This window comes from Vibrio sp. R10-SF1-ISO8 (assembly GCF_059833805.1).
In genome coordinates, this window is sequence record NZ_JCBDHL010000010.1 from 539,211 (window position 1) to 554,628 (window position 15,418).

General features: G+C 44.8%; 16 protein-coding genes. 8 read left to right on the plus strand and 8 right to left on the minus strand.

Translation table 11 applies throughout. From position 1 onward, the window contains the following. Positions 1-15 precede the first annotated feature (15 nt). Together AC6R00_RS08090 and AC6R00_RS08095 are read right to left on the minus strand one after the other, a co-directional pair. The gene (locus AC6R00_RS08090) at positions 16-1,350 is read right to left on the minus strand and encodes a dihydroorotase (protein WP_500639983.1); all 1,335 of its coding nucleotides are present in this window, start codon (positions 1,348-1,350) and stop codon (positions 16-18) included. Positions 1,351-1,422: 72 nt separating this feature from the next. Further along, entirely contained in the window at positions 1,423-1,890 is a 468-nt protein-coding gene (locus tag AC6R00_RS08095; protein WP_500639984.1) for a Fur family transcriptional regulator, read from the minus strand. Between the two features lie 161 nt (positions 1,891-2,051). Here AC6R00_RS08095 and AC6R00_RS08100 point away from each other — a divergent pair, with 161 nt between their 5' ends. Together AC6R00_RS08100 and AC6R00_RS08105 are read left to right on the plus strand one after the other, a co-directional pair. Next, the gene (locus AC6R00_RS08100) at positions 2,052-2,510 is read left to right on the plus strand and encodes a carboxymuconolactone decarboxylase family protein (RefSeq protein ID WP_500639985.1); all 459 of its coding nucleotides are present in this window, start codon (positions 2,052-2,054) and stop codon (positions 2,508-2,510) included. Positions 2,511-2,540: 30 nt separating this feature from the next. Next, positions 2,541-3,269 carry an AraC family transcriptional regulator gene (locus AC6R00_RS08105; RefSeq protein ID WP_500639986.1) on the plus strand — a complete coding sequence of 243 codons (729 nt, stop codon included), beginning with the start codon at positions 2,541-2,543 and terminating at the stop codon, positions 3,267-3,269. On the opposite strand, the gene AC6R00_RS08110 is transcribed toward AC6R00_RS08105, so the two are convergent. Continuing rightward, the gene (locus AC6R00_RS08110; RefSeq protein ID WP_500639987.1) at positions 3,262-4,179 is read right to left on the minus strand and encodes a LysR family transcriptional regulator; all 918 of its coding nucleotides are present in this window, start codon (positions 4,177-4,179) and stop codon (positions 3,262-3,264) included. The genes AC6R00_RS08105 and AC6R00_RS08110 overlap by 8 nt on opposite strands. 116 nt (positions 4,180-4,295) lie before the next feature. Here AC6R00_RS08110 and AC6R00_RS08115 point away from each other — a divergent pair, with 116 nt between their 5' ends. From AC6R00_RS08115 to AC6R00_RS08130, 4 genes are all read left to right on the plus strand, one after another. Beyond that, positions 4,296-4,964 (plus strand): SDR family oxidoreductase, encoded by a 669-nt coding sequence (locus tag AC6R00_RS08115; protein ID WP_500639988.1) that lies wholly within the window; start codon positions 4,296-4,298, stop codon positions 4,962-4,964. A gap of 82 nt (positions 4,965-5,046) precedes the next feature. Beyond that, positions 5,047-6,225, plus strand: a complete 1,179-nt coding sequence (locus tag AC6R00_RS08120; RefSeq protein ID WP_500639989.1) for an MFS transporter — start codon at positions 5,047-5,049, stop codon at positions 6,223-6,225. 69 nt (positions 6,226-6,294) lie between these two features. Then, entirely contained in the window at positions 6,295-7,398 is a 1,104-nt protein-coding gene (locus tag AC6R00_RS08125) for an alkene reductase (protein WP_500639990.1), read from the plus strand. A gap of 203 nt (positions 7,399-7,601) precedes the next feature. Further along, complete coding sequence (locus tag AC6R00_RS08130) at positions 7,602-9,029, plus strand: NAD-dependent succinate-semialdehyde dehydrogenase (RefSeq protein WP_500639991.1); 1,428 nt, start codon at positions 7,602-7,604, stop codon at positions 9,027-9,029. A gap of 68 nt (positions 9,030-9,097) precedes the next feature. Here AC6R00_RS08130 and AC6R00_RS08135 read toward each other — a convergent pair whose 3' ends face one another. From AC6R00_RS08135 to AC6R00_RS08145, 3 genes are all read right to left on the minus strand, one after another. Further along, on the minus strand, positions 9,098-10,759 hold the full coding sequence (locus AC6R00_RS08135) for a methyl-accepting chemotaxis protein (RefSeq protein ID WP_500639992.1): 1,662 nt from the start codon (positions 10,757-10,759) through the stop codon (positions 9,098-9,100). Between the two features lie 199 nt (positions 10,760-10,958). Further along, positions 10,959-11,345, minus strand: coding sequence for a thiol-disulfide oxidoreductase DCC family protein (locus tag AC6R00_RS08140; protein WP_500639993.1), 387 nt, complete (start codon positions 11,343-11,345; stop codon positions 10,959-10,961). A gap of 44 nt (positions 11,346-11,389) precedes the next feature. Further along, complete coding sequence (locus tag AC6R00_RS08145) at positions 11,390-12,163, minus strand: DUF4344 domain-containing metallopeptidase (protein WP_500639994.1); 774 nt, start codon at positions 12,161-12,163, stop codon at positions 11,390-11,392. 218 nt (positions 12,164-12,381) lie between these two features. Here AC6R00_RS08145 and AC6R00_RS08150 point away from each other — a divergent pair, with 218 nt between their 5' ends. Both AC6R00_RS08150 and AC6R00_RS08155 read left to right on the plus strand, forming a co-directional pair. Next, positions 12,382-13,023 carry a CatB-related O-acetyltransferase gene (locus tag AC6R00_RS08150; protein WP_500639995.1) on the plus strand — a complete coding sequence of 214 codons (642 nt, stop codon included), beginning with the start codon at positions 12,382-12,384 and terminating at the stop codon, positions 13,021-13,023. A gap of 80 nt (positions 13,024-13,103) precedes the next feature. Beyond that, positions 13,104-13,460: a YibL family ribosome-associated protein gene (locus AC6R00_RS08155; RefSeq protein WP_004743013.1), complete on the plus strand. Its 357-nt coding sequence runs from the start codon at positions 13,104-13,106 to the stop codon at positions 13,458-13,460. 45 nt (positions 13,461-13,505) lie between these two features. Here the strand turns inward: AC6R00_RS08155 and AC6R00_RS08160 are convergent, their stop codons facing one another. Continuing rightward, positions 13,506-14,366, minus strand: coding sequence for a nuclear transport factor 2 family protein (locus AC6R00_RS08160; RefSeq protein WP_500639996.1), 861 nt, complete (start codon positions 14,364-14,366; stop codon positions 13,506-13,508). Positions 14,367-14,477: 111 nt separating this feature from the next. Then, positions 14,478-15,356, minus strand: coding sequence for an AraC family transcriptional regulator (locus AC6R00_RS08165; RefSeq protein WP_500639997.1), 879 nt, complete (start codon positions 15,354-15,356; stop codon positions 14,478-14,480). Between the last annotated feature and the right edge of the window lie 62 nt (positions 15,357-15,418).

The window sequence follows — 15,418 nt, forward strand, 5'->3', positions numbered from 1 at the left end:
TAGAGTGATTGACGGTTATCGATTGAATGACAAGCGCATTGCTGGGTTAGATGAAGGGTTTATTTGCTGGTTTGCATACACTAAGTCACCGTTGACCCAAGTGTGTTGAATCTGGCTAGAGAAAGTATGCCCCGCAAACGGCGACCAACCGCAGTGGTATAAACTATTTTCGTTGCTCACTCTTGTCGTTGATTGAGGATCGACCAGAACTAAGTCAGCAAAATAACCTTCACGGATAAATCCGCGTTCCTTGATTGCGTAGCGAATGGCAGGGTTATGCGCAGCCTTTTCAACAACCTGTGCCATGGTCAGGTACCCCGATTTGACCTGATCAAACAGGGTCAGTAGCGCATGTTGTACTAAAGGCAAACCCGCAGGGGCTTGTTCATAGGCGACCTGTTTTTCTTGCCATGTATGAGGGGCGTGATCGGTGGCAATAATATCAATTTGGCCTGTTTTCAGCGCGTTGACCAGCGCGTCTCTGTCACTAGGAAACTTGATTGCTGGGTTACATTTGATCTGGTTACCTAAGGTTGCATAATCTTGGTGACTAAACCACAAATGATGGACACAGGCTTCCGCAGTAATCTTCTTGTTTGCGATTGGACCTGATTCAAACAGAGCGAGTTCTTTTTCCGTTGTAATGTGTAAAACGTGCAATTGGCTTCCATGCTTTTTCGCCAACTCAACCGCGTAAGAGGAAGAGGCGAAACAAGCTTCGTCATCTCTTAGAAGAGGATGATCTTCGATGGTGAGTTCCGATTTGTGTTGCAAAAGGCGTTGTTTGTTTTGAGCGATAACCGGACCACTCTCACAATGGGTAACAATCAGAACGGGAGAGTCACGGAAGATAGCATCGAGCGCCTGCGGTGCCTCAACCAAAAGATCACCTGTAGAGGCCCCCATAAACACTTTAACGCCGCAGTGTCTCTTAGGGTCGAGGCGCTTAATCTCCTCTAGATTGTCCTCTGTCGCACCGAGATAGAAGGAATAGTTAGCCAATGAGCTGGCCGAGGCAATATCAAATTTACGTTCGAGAGCTTCAACGGTTGTCGTTGCAGGGCTAACATTGGGCATTTCCATATAGCTAGTGATGCCACCGGCAACTGCCGCGCGGGACTCTGATGCAATAGAGCCTTTATGTGTGAGTCCCGGTTCTCTGAAGTGAACCTGATCATCAATCATTCCGGGAACAAGGTACTTGCCATTAGCCTCTATGATGGTGTCAGCAGGTTGGGCGGTCATACCCTGTTCAACTTTTTCTATCCTTTGGCCGACGATGCGTAAGTCGGCTTCGATAACAGTGCCTTCATTGACGATTCGGGCATTTTTAATGAGCGTGGCAGACATGGTTTTTGAAATCTCCTTGTTTTAAAACTAAGCGGGGATGAGCAGTAGGGATTGGCTTGAGAGGTGATTGCTTTAGCCGCCCGATTCCTTTTTTGCGCAATCATCGCACACACAACTGATCTCGAGTTGCGGATTAATCATGGTAAAACCTTCTTGGCGCGCGTTGGACTGAAGCCCTGAAACCATCGCAGGATCAATTGTTTGCTCACTGATTTTGTTGCACTTAGAACAAATTAAGAACTGAGCGACACCGTGGTCATGGTCACAATGAATATGTGAACAGGCGACGTACTTGTTAGACACTTTGATCTTGTGAGCCAACTGTTCGCTTTCTAAAAAGTCTAAAACACGATAGATGGTCATCGCCTGAATGTTGGCGTCGAAGTGCTCTTTGCAGTAGTCGACCAATTCATAGGCAGACAAAGACTTGTTGGAGTGTATTAAGGCGCGTAGAACGATCTTACGTTTTGTCGTTAATTGCTTGCCGCGATGTTTGCAGCTTTGCTCAACGTGCTTAATGGTCTTTTCGATATCTTGCATTCAATCCAGTGAATTTTGCTTATTTTGGTTATGTTATATCATAACACTTGAGATTGCCATGACTGAGCACGGCTTGCAAGACTGGATGGGTGTCGAAAATCTTCAATCATAGAGTAAGGGAAAGCAATAATCTGAGCGTATCTATTAAAGGAGATAATACTATGACTCAAAGATTAGACTATTTTAATGCTGCGCCAGAAGGGATTCAGATTCTACTAGGTCAAGAAAACTATTTAAGAGCGCAGTTTGATCAGCAACCAACGCTCTCATTGGCTCTATGGGAGTTGGTTAAATTAAGAGTGTCTCAGCTTAATCAGTGTGCTTTTTGTGTCGATATGCATAGTAAAGAGGCGTTGAGTAGTGGAGAGTCTGAGCATCGCTTGATTGGATTAACTGCATGGCGAGAGATGCCTATATATAGCGACGATGAGAAAGTTGCGCTACATTGGGCTGAAATGGTCAGTAGTAATAATGCGATATCTGATGACGATTTTGCGTCGACATTAGCAGTCTTTGGTGAGCAAGGCCTAGTGGTGTTAACACTTGCGATCAATGCTATCAATAGCTGGAATCGCGTGGCCAAAACATTCAAGCCAGAAATTGGCAGCCTGTCAAAGTAACAATCTGGCTGAGGAGAATTTAATAACGAAATGGATTTTCGGATTTTTAAACCGCGGGGCAAGTTATCCGACCATATTCAAGCGATATGGTCGGTAAACGTCACGGGTGGGCAGCGTGGCGTTATTAAGAAACCATTGTATTGTGATGGTGGTTCTGGATTGACCTTGCTGTTGAGAGGTGAAGTTTGCCTATCAAATACACCGATAAGTGATCCAATTATTGTTCAAAAATACAATCACAGAACTCAAATTATTGAGCTTTATCATGGCGCCCTGCTATGTGGAATTCGTTTTCAGCCAGGGATGATGTTACCGTCATTTATTAACAATGATACGCAGATTATGTCTGTACTTATGGCACTTCATGAGCAATTGTCCGAGCAAAATCAAAGTAGACATCTCACGACACTTTACCGATGGTGTGAACAGCAAATACTTCCTTTGGAAGCGGATTTTGCTAAGCGAGCGATGCTAATCAAGTTAGCGACACAAGGGAAAATTGGAGAGCAGTTTCCATACAATCAAAGGCAAGTCGAGCGCAGGTTTCGCCAGTGGCTCGGAATGAGCCCCAAATATTTTCAAAGGTTGCGTAGAGTCCATTCCAGCTTGAGTAAACTGAGAGAAAACCCAGATGTCTCGCTTGCAGATTTCGCATTTGAACATGGTTTCTCGGATCAAGCGCATATGACCAGAGAGTTTAAGGCATTTGTGCTAACCACCCCAGGAGAGCTAAGTCGTCGCCTTAAGACAACTAGCTAGAAGGCTGAAATTTCTCAATCAAAAAATCAATAAACAGTCGGATTCGTTTTGGTTGGTACTGCCTGCTTAAATAGATAACATTTAAGTCTGCGCCAGCCGAAGAGGTTGAGGCATTGAAGTTCTTCATATAGCCGTTCAACAGCGTCACTAAACGTTGCTGTTTGATGTCTTCTTGCACGTCAAGAATCGATTTCAGCGCAATACCTGCGCCATCGAGTGCCCACTGACGAATGACTTCACCATCATCAGAAAAGCGTTTTGGCACTACAGTAATCGCATTGTGTTTGTCTTCGTCTTGAAAGTGCCACGTTTTGAGCTCTTCATTACTTCGCACCATAGCTAAACAGTCATGATGGGCTAAATCTTGCGGGGTGATAGGTGTCCCTTTCTTAGCTAAGTAAGTTGGAGAGGCACAAAGCACTCGTCGACTTGGTGCTAGCTTGCGAGAGATAAGATTGCTATCTGCAAGTTCTCCATAACGAATCACGATATCCAATCCAGACTCCGCCAAGTTAGACAAGTTATCATTCAGATAGAGGTAGGGAATCACTTCTGGATACAGTTCGCTAAACTCAGATAACATCGGTGAGATGTATTGTTTACCTATGTCTCTTGGTGCGGAAATTTTTAATGTCCCGCGTACTTCTTTGATACCCGTTTGAAGCAAGTTCTCTGTTTCTTTGACGCTGTCGATGATTTCAAGGCAAGCCTGATGATACATAGCGCCCGAATCAGTCAATGAGATGTGCCGAGTACTTCGATTGAGCAGTTTAACGCCATAACGATCTTCTAATGCTTGCAATCTTGCCGTCACCGTTGCAGGTGATAGGCCGAGCTCTCTCCCAGCGGCCGCTAGCCCCTGATTTTTGATAATGCTGACAAACAGTGTCATATCGGAAAACTTGTCCACCTTTCTCTCCTTTATTATTCGGTATGGCTGAATAATCAATTCAAATATTACTCAATTATCAAATCCAATCCAATCAATATACTGGCCTCATCGAAACAAGATTGGAGCAATAAGTCATGAAAGCAGACAAAACGGTATACGTTGTCCTCGGTGGAACATCAGGTATTGGTGCGGAGCTCGCTAAACAATTAGCCAGTGATAACAGCATCGTACATGTAGCCAGTCGTAAGACAGGACTCGATATTAGCGATGAGCAGGCGGTTTACCATTACTTCGAAACGATAGGCGCTTTTGACCATCTTATCGTCACTGCGGGATCTTATGCTCCGGCTGGCAAGGTAGTAGACGTTGAGGTTTCCCAAGCCAAGTACGCTTTTGATACTAAATTCTGGGGAGCAATAAATGCGGCAAAACACGGTGCTCGTTTTGTTAAGAAAGGCGGCTCTATCACCCTTACTTCCGGCATGTTGTCGCGCAAAGTCGTCGCCAATACCTATGTAAAAACCGCGATCAATGCAGCAATGGAAGCGACGGCAAAAGTATTAGCGAAAGAACTGGCTCCGATTCGGGTCAATGTTGTCAGCCCAGGATTAACGAAAACCGAGGCATATCAAGGCATGGCTGAAGCAGATAGAAATGCTATGTACGAAAGAACGCAACAAAGCCTGCCTGTTGGCAAGGTCGGAGAAGCGAGCGATGTAGCGGCGGTTTACCAGTTTGCGATTCAAAACACCTACATGACAGGTGCCGTGCTTGACGTCGATGGCGGCGCGTTGCTGGGTTGATTCATTCCGCGAGTACTAGGTATCAGCCACTAAGAGTCGTTGGTACCTAAGTTCCCCATTCGATTTCAATAGAGATATTCCAATGAATAAAGAAAAAATGCCGCTGCAGGTATGGATCTTAACACTTGCAGCTTTTGCTATCGGCACTGCCGAGTTTGTTATTGCTGGCATACTGCCTCAGGTCGCACATTCGCTATCCATTTCTGAGGGACAAGCTGGTTACCTGATTAGTGCATATGCGCTTGCGATTGTATTTGGTGGGCCATTGCTCACGATTTATCTCGCCAGATTCAACAAGAAAATGGTACTCGCAGGGCTTATGGTTCTGTTTATCGCGGGTAACGTGTTGTCAGCTTTTGCGCCGAATTATCTAACTCTGATGATAAGCCGGGTTATTACTGGTCTGGTTCAAGGTCCTTTCTATGGTATTGGTGCAGTTGTTGCGAGGAATCTGGTTTCAGAGAAAATGGCAGGGCGCGCTGTTGGACAGATGTTTGCAGGCTTAACTTTGGCAAACGTGCTAGGTGTTCCTGGAGGGACTTGGATTGGCTTACAGTTCGGCTGGCACACCACATTCCTGACCGTGGCTGCATTTGGATTCGTCGCACTGTTCTTCATCACTTCTGTCATTAAGTCGACAGGTCACGGTGAAGCGAAGGATGTGAAGGCGCAGTTAGCTGCATTCAAAAATCCCATGCTTATTATTAGCTTAGCAATCACAGTATTTGCTTGGTCTGGCTTTATGACTCTGTATGGTTACCTAGCTCCTATTGCAATGCACATAACAGGCTTTGGTGAAAGCGCAGTGACTTGGATTCTGGTCATTGTCGGTGTGGGTTTGATTGTCGGTAACACCATGGGCGGTCGTTCGTCAGACAAAAACTTACAAAAGGCCTCAATGTTTTGGGCCCTAGCCATGATTGTATCTTTGCTGCTTGTGGGGGTGGCTGTCGAAAGCAAAGTAATGTTTGTTGCCACAGCCTTTGTGTTTGGTATCGCTTCGTTCGCCAATGTACCTGCAATGCAGCTTCGAGTGATGAATCACGGTGGTGAGGGCCAAGAGCTGGCCGCAACAGCCAATATCTCTGCTTTCAACCTAGCTAATGCATTTGGCGGATTCTTAGGAGGGATGGTTCTAGATAGTCAATTGGGAGCAAGCATGATTCCTTATGCCGCCATCATTGTTCCACTCATCGGTTTGCTGTTTATTGCCAAAGCCAACCGTGGAGAGAATCCGCAACCCGTTAGTGTCACTAATTAATCTGACCAATCCCCTCAGTAATCGCAGCCAGAACAGTTGTCTGGCTGTCCCAATGATAAGGAACTCATCATGAGTAAACTCTTTCAACCAATTCAGCTTCAATCCGTTAATCTGAAAAATCGTGTTGCAATGGCACCAATGACTCGGGCGCGAACCAGTCAGCCGGGCAATATTCCTAATCAGATGATGGGGACTTACTATAAACAACGAGCCAGTGCTGGACTGATTATCTCCGAAGCGACTCAAATCTCAGATGACTCGCAAGGTTACTCATTTACCCCAGGGGTTTATACCGATGAGCAAGTTGCTGGTTGGAAACAAATTACTCAAGACGTTAAGCAGCAAGGCGCGGCAATGTTTTGTCAGCTTTGGCATGTTGGTCGAGTTTCACATCCTGTGTTTCAAAACAGTGAGTTGCCAATAGCCCCTTCGGCATTAAAGCCAGTGGAAACGCAAGTCTGGATTGCCGACGAGCAGGGTAACGGCAATATGGTGGACTGCGTTGAGCCAAGAGCTATGACGCAAAAGGACATTGATCGCGTGGTTCAAGATTTTGCCAATGCGGCGAAGCGGGCAGTTGAAGCAGGCTTTGATGGTGTCGAAATTCATGGCGGCAATGGCTATCTTATCGACCAGTTCTTGCGAACCAACTCCAATCATCGTACAGACACCTATGGAGGTAGCAGAGAAAATCGCCTGCGCTTTTTACTCGATGTTGTCGATGCAGTCAGTGCTGCTATCGGTGCAAGTCGCATTGGTGTGAGGTTGGCTCCCTTTATTACTTTTAAAGATATGAATTGCCCAGATATTGTGCCAACAATTTTGCAGGCAGCGAAACAGCTTCAGCAAAGAAACATTGCCTACTTACATTTGTCGGAAGCGGATTGGGGTGATGCCCCTGTGATACCAGAAAGTTTCCGTATTGAGCTACGCGAGTATTTCACCAATACCATTATCGTCGCGGGAAGTTATACCCTAGAACGCGCGAATGAAGTGCTTGAGAAAGGTTATGCCGATCTGGTCGCATTTGGGCGTCCGTTTGTCTCTAATCCGGATTTGGTTGAACGCTTAAAACACAGGCATCCGTTAGCAGAGCTTGATGGTTCAACCCTATTTGGTGGAAATGAAGTTGGCTATACCGATTACCCCAACTTACCGGGAGCCAGTATTTAATGAATACAGCGTTGAATGTACAGAGACCTTTCGTAATAAAAACAGCGCACGAGTAAAAGATCTGCCCTATCAATATCTGATAGGGCTTTTTACGCAATTTATATTATCAAAAACAGTAAATGCTATTTACGTTTAGCTGACGTAAAAGCCAAGTGCAGTATGATAGATAGTAAGGACTACGCGCTTATCCATAAGGAATTACCATGCAGTTACTCACTAATCAGAGCCTTGTCTCATTTATGGCAGCAAATAATGACCAAGGTCTTGAGGTCACAAACCCTGCTACGGGTGAAAGTTTAGGCTTTGCACCTATATCCACTGAGCAAGATATAGTTGCCGGTATAGAGAGAGCACATAGCGCTCAAAAAGAGTGGGCGATGCTACCTGCTAAGGCTCGCTCGAATTTGCTGCAACAGTGGTTCCGATTGCTGTTAGATAACAAAGATGATTTAGCAAGATTAATGACTTTGGAGCAAGGTAAGCCTATTACTGAGGCCCAAGGTGAAGTGCTATATGGTGCGAGCTTCGTCGAATGGTTTGCAGAAGAAGCGAAACGTACTTACGGTGAGACGATTCCTGCGCCTAGTCAAGACAAGCGCCTAGTGACCATCAAGCAGCCAGTAGGTGTCGCTTGCGCAATTACACCTTGGAACTTTCCAATCGCAATGATCACACGTAAAGCTGCCCCTGCTTTAGCGGCAGGTTGCAGTTTTATTGTTAAGCCTTCAGAGCTAACACCTTTGTGTGCGTTTGCGGTGGCAGAGCTCGCGTATCAAGCGGGAATTCCACGCGATGTGTTGCAAGTTGTGCTTGGTTCTGACCCTAAAGCAGTGGGAGCGATCTTTACCTCTCACCCTTTGATTCGTAAGCTCTCTTTTACTGGTTCAACTCAGGTCGGTAGTATTTTGATGCAGCAGAGTGCTCATGATGTTAAGCGCACTTCAATGGAGCTAGGAGGTAATGCGCCATTTATTGTCTTTGAAGATGCCGATATTGACGCTGCAGTCGCAGGGGCAATGGCCTCTAAGTTTCGCAATGCAGGTCAAACTTGTGTGTGTGCGAACCGCTTCTATGTACATAACAATGTGTATGAGCAGTTTGTTGCTAAGTTTGATGCAGAGGTTCAAAAACTAACGGTAGGCAATGGTTTAGAGTCTGGAGTCACTATAGGCCCAGTCATCAGTGAAGCAGCAAAACAGAACATCCAAACCTTGATAGATGGGGCGATTGAACAAGGTGCGATCCCTGTGACTCCATTGCAGTCGTTAGATGGGCTGTTTATGCAGCCACTGGTGATAAAAGGTGTCTCGCATAGTATGGATATCGTGCATCAAGAAATCTTTGGGCCTGTCGCCCCGGTGATTTCTTTTGACAGTGACGAACAATTGATAGAGATGGCTAACGATACTATCTATGGATTGGCTGCCTACTTCTATAGTCAGAATATTCACCGAGTCTGGAAAATAGCCGAAGCGTTGCAATATGGGATGGTGGGTATCAATGAAGGGATTATTTCGACAGAAGCGGCTCCGTTTGGTGGCGTTAAGCAATCAGGGATTGGTCGAGAAGGTGCCAAGCAAGGGATTGATGAGTATATGGATGTGAAATACCTCTGTTTTGGTGGTAATTAAAAGCGGCTAATTGAGATGTAAAAAAACGCCCTAACCGTATGGATTAGGGCGTTTTTTTACGATCTGTTTTAAACAGTAAAGCGGTCAACCAACTCGTATAGTTCGTTCGCTCTATGGTTGAGCTCTTGGCTGCCCGAGCGGTTTTCATTGGCCAGTTCAGCCGATTGAGAACTTTGATCAGAGATCACCACAATACGTTGTGAAATTTCTTGGCCGACTAAGCTTTGTTCCTCTGTCGCGGTTGCAATTAGCGAGTTCATATCCATGATAGTGCCGATAGATTCTTGGATTTGAATCAGCGCCTGAGCTGCGGCATTGGCTTCTTCCACTGTGCTAGCGCCACGTCTTTGGCTTGATTCCATGGCTTTTACTGCATCATCAGAGGCGGCTTTTAACTGCTCAATCATTTTATGGATTTCACCAGTACTGTCTTGTGTGCGACTTGCTAGTTTACGTACTTCATCAGCAACCACGGCAAAGCCGCGACCTTGTTCGCCTGCACGAGCTGCCTCAATCGCTGCGTTCAGTGCTAACAGGTTAGTCTGTTCGGCAATATCTTGAATCACCTCAAGAGAAGACGAAATGTTTTGCACGTCACCCTCTAAGCGAGAAATTACTCCACTTGCCTGCGAGACTTCTTCTGCTAGCGCTTCAACAGACTGAGCCGCTGAATTAACAATGCCTTGTGCTTCTTTAGCGTTATCGTCAGCTTCTTTGGCAGAATCGGCAGCTTGGCTGGCGTTATTTGAAATTTCACCAGCGGTGGTTGTCATCTCTGTCATCGCGGTAGCGACTTGCTCTGTCTCTTCACGTTGCCCTGTTGCTAGTTCATCAACTTTTGCAGCGCGCATCGACATGTTGTTGGTCTCGGAAACCACTTGTTGTCCCACATTACTGACGCTACTGATAATGGTTTGTAGGCTTGCAACGAAGGCATTGAAGTTCTTACTGAGTTGCGAGAATTCAGGTGCTTTGAAATCATCCATACGCGCGGTTAAATCCGCGTCACCACTAGCGAATGAGCTAATTGATTCGTCGAACATTTCTAGAGGCTTCATAATTGTACGGTTCACTGCAACAGCGAAGACAGCAACAATACCTGCAATGACCAAGCAGAACACAATAATGGCTGATAGTGTGGTTTGTAGTGCGCTGGTGGTAGCATTTTCCATTTCAGTAATAATGGCGTCGATGTCGTCGGTATAGAACCCCGTCCCTAACATCAAGTCCCACTCAGGAATGTATATAGAGTAACTAAGTTTTGGCAGTGCTTCCGTTTCTCCCGGTTTTGGGAAGTAGTAGGTGGTAAACTCGCCTGTTTTAGCGTTACGAATAAGATCTTGAATCAGATAGTTACCTTGCTTATCTTGCAGATTCCAGTAACTTTCTCCAATCCCTTTACCGCTTTGCCCCTGTACACGACGTATCCCTTTGGAATCGTAGCCAAATACATAACCTGTTTTGCCGTATTCAAGCGTTTTCAATGTCGGATAAGCCTCTTCTAATGTGGCTCCTTTATCAAGAAAAGGTTGAACGGCTGATTTTGCCATTTGAAGGTAGTTTTTCAGTTCCGCTTTTTTCATGTTCATCATGTTAGTGCGGGTAACTTCTATCTGCTGCTCATTGAGCTGTGTGGTTTTCATATAGGTAAAACTCAGCATACCTAATGCAATGACTAGCAGCGGGACCAGTGCCAAAATGTAGAGGCGGCTACGAATAGTAAGACTCATACAAACATCCTGTTTTAGTAATAATGGCTTCCCAACTCAGAGACAAAACGTTGCACTTAATCTTCTAAGATGAGAGCTTGGTTATTGGAATCATGCTTATAGACCAAAAGTTTATAAATATAAGATTAGCCAATTTATCGGCAAATGGCTGTGATTCTTGAAGGGTTTATAGGTCTTATGAGTTAGACGTTAGTAGAATCTAGCGAAAACATTGACCGTTGTCGCACTTAGCCTTTCCGGTCAATAACTTAGAGATCTGGTATCGATTGTCGGCGAATTTGATGTAAGCCCAGTCTGCAATGGGTCTAATCAACGGCCATCTGAGTGGAGCGTAAAGCCAGCCTTTTCCAACTAGCTTCCATGCGCAGTGAATCGCGTCGAGCCCTAAAAGTAGCGTGTCTTGCTCGTCAACCGCGTGCAATATTTTCGCGGCTTTCTGTGCATCAATATCAGGATAGTTGTCGAACATAGGTGAGTGTGTATCGACGAGAAGCAGTTGAGAATGTGTGTCGTACCCTTTGAGTTTGTTCATTTCTTTAACGCAAAGTGGGCAGTGACCGTCGTAGAAGAGAGTGAGTGTTGGCATATGGGCTCCTTTTTAGCTTTCTACGACCTACGACGTTTTCTAACTTATTGATCAGCCACTTCTACATTTAAATAGTTGTGCCAATTTTGGGCGATGTTCTGGTATTGGAACACGCAGAAGTCTTTACGATCGGCAAGGTAGTCGTTTTCCACTTCGTCGAGCAGGTTCTGATGTTTTTCTGGGTTGCTGCCGTAGACTAAACAAAGCGTTGAAAAGTAGCGTTGCAAGTCGAAGCTGTGTTCATCAATGTACTCGCCAAACTCATAGTAATCAGGTTTGTCTTCTGACTCAAAAGCAAACATATCCGCAGCACTGATGGCGGCATCTTCACCGTTCTCAACGTATTCAATCATCATCACGGCAGCAAAGTTATCTACTGCATCTTCTTCTTTGCCCAAAATAGGGATGTTCTGATCGGCAATATAGGCGTGGCCAGCTTCGTGAAGCAAGGTGTGCAGTACGGTATCTATCGCTCCAAGCTCCGCAGATTTACCGTACTTTTCTTCATATTTGTTGTTTTTAAAGTACTCTAACGCCTCTTGATAAAAGTGATACGGCATCTGCACAACATGCTTTTCCGGATCGTACAGTGGTCCATCTTCGCTGCCATACTCTATGGTGAGTGTTTTGTTGAAAGGAAAGAGGTCGTCAGATAGGTCAATGAGAGTTTGGTTGACGCCACTTTGCTCAATCTCTGATTTTAATTTAGCTTCCGCGTTATTGTCCGGCTGAAGATAACGAATGGTGATGTTATCTGAAGCGGAAAAAGCGTGAGTTGAGAAAGCGAGCAAAGGCAGCAGCACGAAGCGCAAAAGCATAAACATTCCTTATTGTTCTTTTACATAAATAAACTCACTTAATACTGACATAAATTCTAAGCTTTGGCCTATAGTTTGCGCACAAAGGAGTCTTAACATGAAAGCTCAACCACTATTAAAGCAACCTTGGGTGCAAAACGCGTTGTTTAGTTTGAACGTGTAAACAACGCCACGAAAATTCGTTCCGTGGCAATCCTAAATAATCAGAGGAATTTGTCATGACTAAAAAACATTGGTCTAAATTTCAGTTACTTCATCAAGTGGTGAGTAACAAAAACATCCATGTTAAAGGTACCCACAGCTATTACAGTGATTGCTGGGATAATGGGTTTGAAGAGTCTGTTGTCCGCTACTTACATGGGGATGAGATAAGTAGACAATGGGAGCCAAGGTGGGAGATCGACCAACTTTACATCGGCGATTATGTTTGTATTGCCGCTGAAGCCGTTATCTTAATGGGGGGCAACCATAACCATCGTGTCGATTGGTTTTGTCTATACCCGTTTCTCGAAGATGTCGAACGCTCGTATCAAAGCAAAGGTGACACTATCATTCACGATGGCGTCTGGATCGGTATGCGAGCGATGATCATGCCGGGTGTGACTATTGGTGAAGGCGCGGTTGTTGCTGCGAATAGCGTAGTGACTAAAGATGTTGAGCCTTATGCTGTGGTTGGCGGTAATCCAGCTAAGCATATCAAGTATCGTTTTGAGTCTGAGAAGATAGCAAAATTGCTAGAGATGGGGATTTATCAATGGCCAGAACAAAAGTTCTCGGCGCTACAAAACCTGTTGGCCCAAGCTGACTTTGATTTACTTGAGACTGCAGTAAATAAGTACGACCAAAAGCACGACAAGTAGATTTGAAAGATTATAATTAGGGCAGTGAGTGGGCTTGTGCTACACTCGCCGCCCTTTTCCGTTTCTATATGAGTGTAACCATGAGCCTTAAGCAAGAACTACAAAACATCCACAATCGTCTAGATAACTGCAAACGTAAACTAGAGGCAGCCAAAGGCCGTGGTGACCAAGAAATGATCACTAAATTTACCAACGATATCGACAAGCTGACGAAGAAAGCTAACTCAATGAAGCACAAGCAGAGCTACGATATGAACAAAGAGCGTAAGAGTCTGTTGGATATGCCATTTTCACGCGAGATCACCAAAGCAGAGCAAGCGGATATGGGTAAGCTAAAGAAGTCGGTTAAGGGACTTGTTGTGGTTCACCCAATGACCAAGCTGGGTAAAGAGCTACAGCTTAAGGTAATGACAGGTTACGCACCGAAAAAATTCTAATCGGGATTTGAAATTAAAAAAAGCGCCGCAATGGCGCTTTTTTTGTTAGAAACCAAACTTACCATTTTGGTTCTTCCACTGAGATTGAGGAGCGATAGCTTCTATGACGTCCCAGTGTTCTACAATCTTGCCATTCTCCACTCTAAACAGGTCGTAGAATGAGGTATGTTTTCCTAGGAACTCGCCCTCGCTGATGGATAGCACGAAATTTCCTTGTCCAAGAATCTTATGGTTTACATTGTAAATCATTGGAGTACCAGCTTTTTCGAGCGCAGTTAGTGCTTTACCCAAGCCACTTAAACCATCAGCTACCATGGCATTGTGTTGAATATAGGCGCTATCTTCGTTGTCGATAAAGTGATTGATTTTTGCCATGTCGCCATCGATCAAGATGGTCTGAACAAAATCGGTGACGAGCTGTTTATTCTGTTCCGTTTTCTCAAGATCTAGTAGTTGTGTTGGTCCGTCTAGCTGAGTGCGACCACTTGGGTTCATTGGCATAATGCTTTGTAAGTTATCCCAATGTTCGACGATTTTTCCATCTTCGAAGCGGAACACATCAAAACCAACTTTGGGGCCGAAAAAGTTGTATTCGGTGTGGGTGACAGCGTAGTCGCCATCTTCGAATGCTCGGACTACATTTGCCTTCGCACTGCCTTTCGGTAACGCTGCCAATACTTCGCCAAACCCGGCTAAACCATCACCTACAGCTAGGTTATGTTGGATGTATTTGTTTGGGTTGATATAGCTAATTGCAGATTGGTCACCAGTTTCAATACTGGAGATAACCGCAACGGCTTTTTGCGTCTGGCTTGGCTCGGTTAACTCGGATTGCGTTGCGCAAGCACTTAAACTCACTGCTGCTGCAACAAGCGTGGTTGTTTTTAATGTAGTTAACAATTTCATTCTGATATACCTCAATGTTGGCTCGAGAAACATGTTAGGGATATCGAATTAGCAAATCATTGTGCATTTAGGATAAAAAATGGTAGATATCGAACCCGTAAGCTTACGGGGTCACAATTTTGGAGTTGTGTGGTACTTGGCAAATTGACTCGGTGTCATTTGGCTATGCTTCTTAAAGAACTTTACGAAATTGCTTGCATCTTCAAAGCCAAATTCATAGGCAAGGTTTTGAGATGTTGCTTGGTTCACCACTAACCGACGTTTGATTTCGATAATGACAAATGCGTCGATCAATTGCTTTACCGTTAAGTTCGTTGCTGATTTGCAGGTGAGATTGAGAGTTTTGTATGTTGTTCCTAGTTGATGCGCGTACCAGTTGGCGTCACGTGTTTTGTGGAAGTTGGCCTGAAGTTGTTCGAAAAAACGCGCAAACTTTGCGCTTTGTTCGTCAGACAACTTATCCTGAGGAACTTCAGGTCTTAACCGATGTAAAATGAGTGCGAGGGCTGAAAACAAATACATAACGATTAATGGATCAGGGTTAGGTTGCCTCATCTCTAGTTGCATTTGCTCTACCAATATATCTATTCGGCTTTTACTATTTGCGTCGAGATCGAGCAGAGGAGAGTGGTGCGGATTTAAATGCGTAGGCGTGTAATTGGGCAAGCGCATATTGATATGGACTTGGTCGAGAAATGCTTGAGTGAAAATCAGCATTTTGCCTTTCGGCTGTTGACTAAAGTCGAAAGCCTGAACTTGTTCACGTTGGACGAACAGAATTGAACCCGGTTTAAAAGGGTAGGGTTCAAAGTCGATGTGGTGAATACCAGAGCCTTTTTGAATAAAAATCAAAGCAAAAAATGCAACACGGTGAGGTTCAGTTGGATCGTGACGTAGCCCTTTTCTCTGGTAAAGGCTCTCTAGTTCAAAAATCTCTAACTCTGCATTGTTTGCCTTACGGTGGTTGAATGCAATTTCTGGAATTGTCATTAGCTGCTCCACAAAGTGCCCTATAGAGTAGATAATAGGAAAGCACCTCTTGAACGTAAGAG

Bases quoted from the DNA above. Each gene is read 5' to 3' on its own strand.
- AC6R00_RS08090 (WP_500639983.1), bottom strand. From the start codon at position 1,350: ATGTCTGCCACGCTCATTAAAAATGCCCGAATCGTCAATGAAGGCACT.
- AC6R00_RS08095 (WP_500639984.1), bottom strand. From the start codon at position 1,890: ATGCAAGATATCGAAAAGACCATTAAGCACGTTGAGCAAAGCTGCAAA.
- AC6R00_RS08100 (WP_500639985.1), top strand. From the start codon at position 2,052: ATGACTCAAAGATTAGACTATTTTAATGCTGCGCCAGAAGGGATTCAG.
- AC6R00_RS08105 (WP_500639986.1), top strand. From the start codon at position 2,541: ATGGATTTTCGGATTTTTAAACCGCGGGGCAAGTTATCCGACCATATT.
- AC6R00_RS08115 (WP_500639988.1), top strand. From the start codon at position 4,296: ATGAAAGCAGACAAAACGGTATACGTTGTCCTCGGTGGAACATCAGGT.
- AC6R00_RS08120 (WP_500639989.1), top strand. From the start codon at position 5,047: ATGAATAAAGAAAAAATGCCGCTGCAGGTATGGATCTTAACACTTGCA.
- AC6R00_RS08125 (WP_500639990.1), top strand. From the start codon at position 6,295: ATGAGTAAACTCTTTCAACCAATTCAGCTTCAATCCGTTAATCTGAAA.
- AC6R00_RS08130 (WP_500639991.1), top strand. From the start codon at position 7,602: ATGCAGTTACTCACTAATCAGAGCCTTGTCTCATTTATGGCAGCAAAT.
- AC6R00_RS08135 (WP_500639992.1), bottom strand. From the start codon at position 10,759: ATGAGTCTTACTATTCGTAGCCGCCTCTACATTTTGGCACTGGTCCCG.
- AC6R00_RS08140 (WP_500639993.1), bottom strand. From the start codon at position 11,345: ATGCCAACACTCACTCTCTTCTACGACGGTCACTGCCCACTTTGCGTT.
- AC6R00_RS08145 (WP_500639994.1), bottom strand. From the start codon at position 12,163: ATGCTTTTGCGCTTCGTGCTGCTGCCTTTGCTCGCTTTCTCAACTCAC.
- AC6R00_RS08150 (WP_500639995.1), top strand. From the start codon at position 12,382: ATGACTAAAAAACATTGGTCTAAATTTCAGTTACTTCATCAAGTGGTG.
- AC6R00_RS08155 (WP_004743013.1), top strand. From the start codon at position 13,104: ATGAGCCTTAAGCAAGAACTACAAAACATCCACAATCGTCTAGATAAC.
- AC6R00_RS08160 (WP_500639996.1), bottom strand. From the start codon at position 14,366: ATGAAATTGTTAACTACATTAAAAACAACCACGCTTGTTGCAGCAGCA.
- AC6R00_RS08165 (WP_500639997.1), bottom strand. From the start codon at position 15,356: ATGACAATTCCAGAAATTGCATTCAACCACCGTAAGGCAAACAATGCA.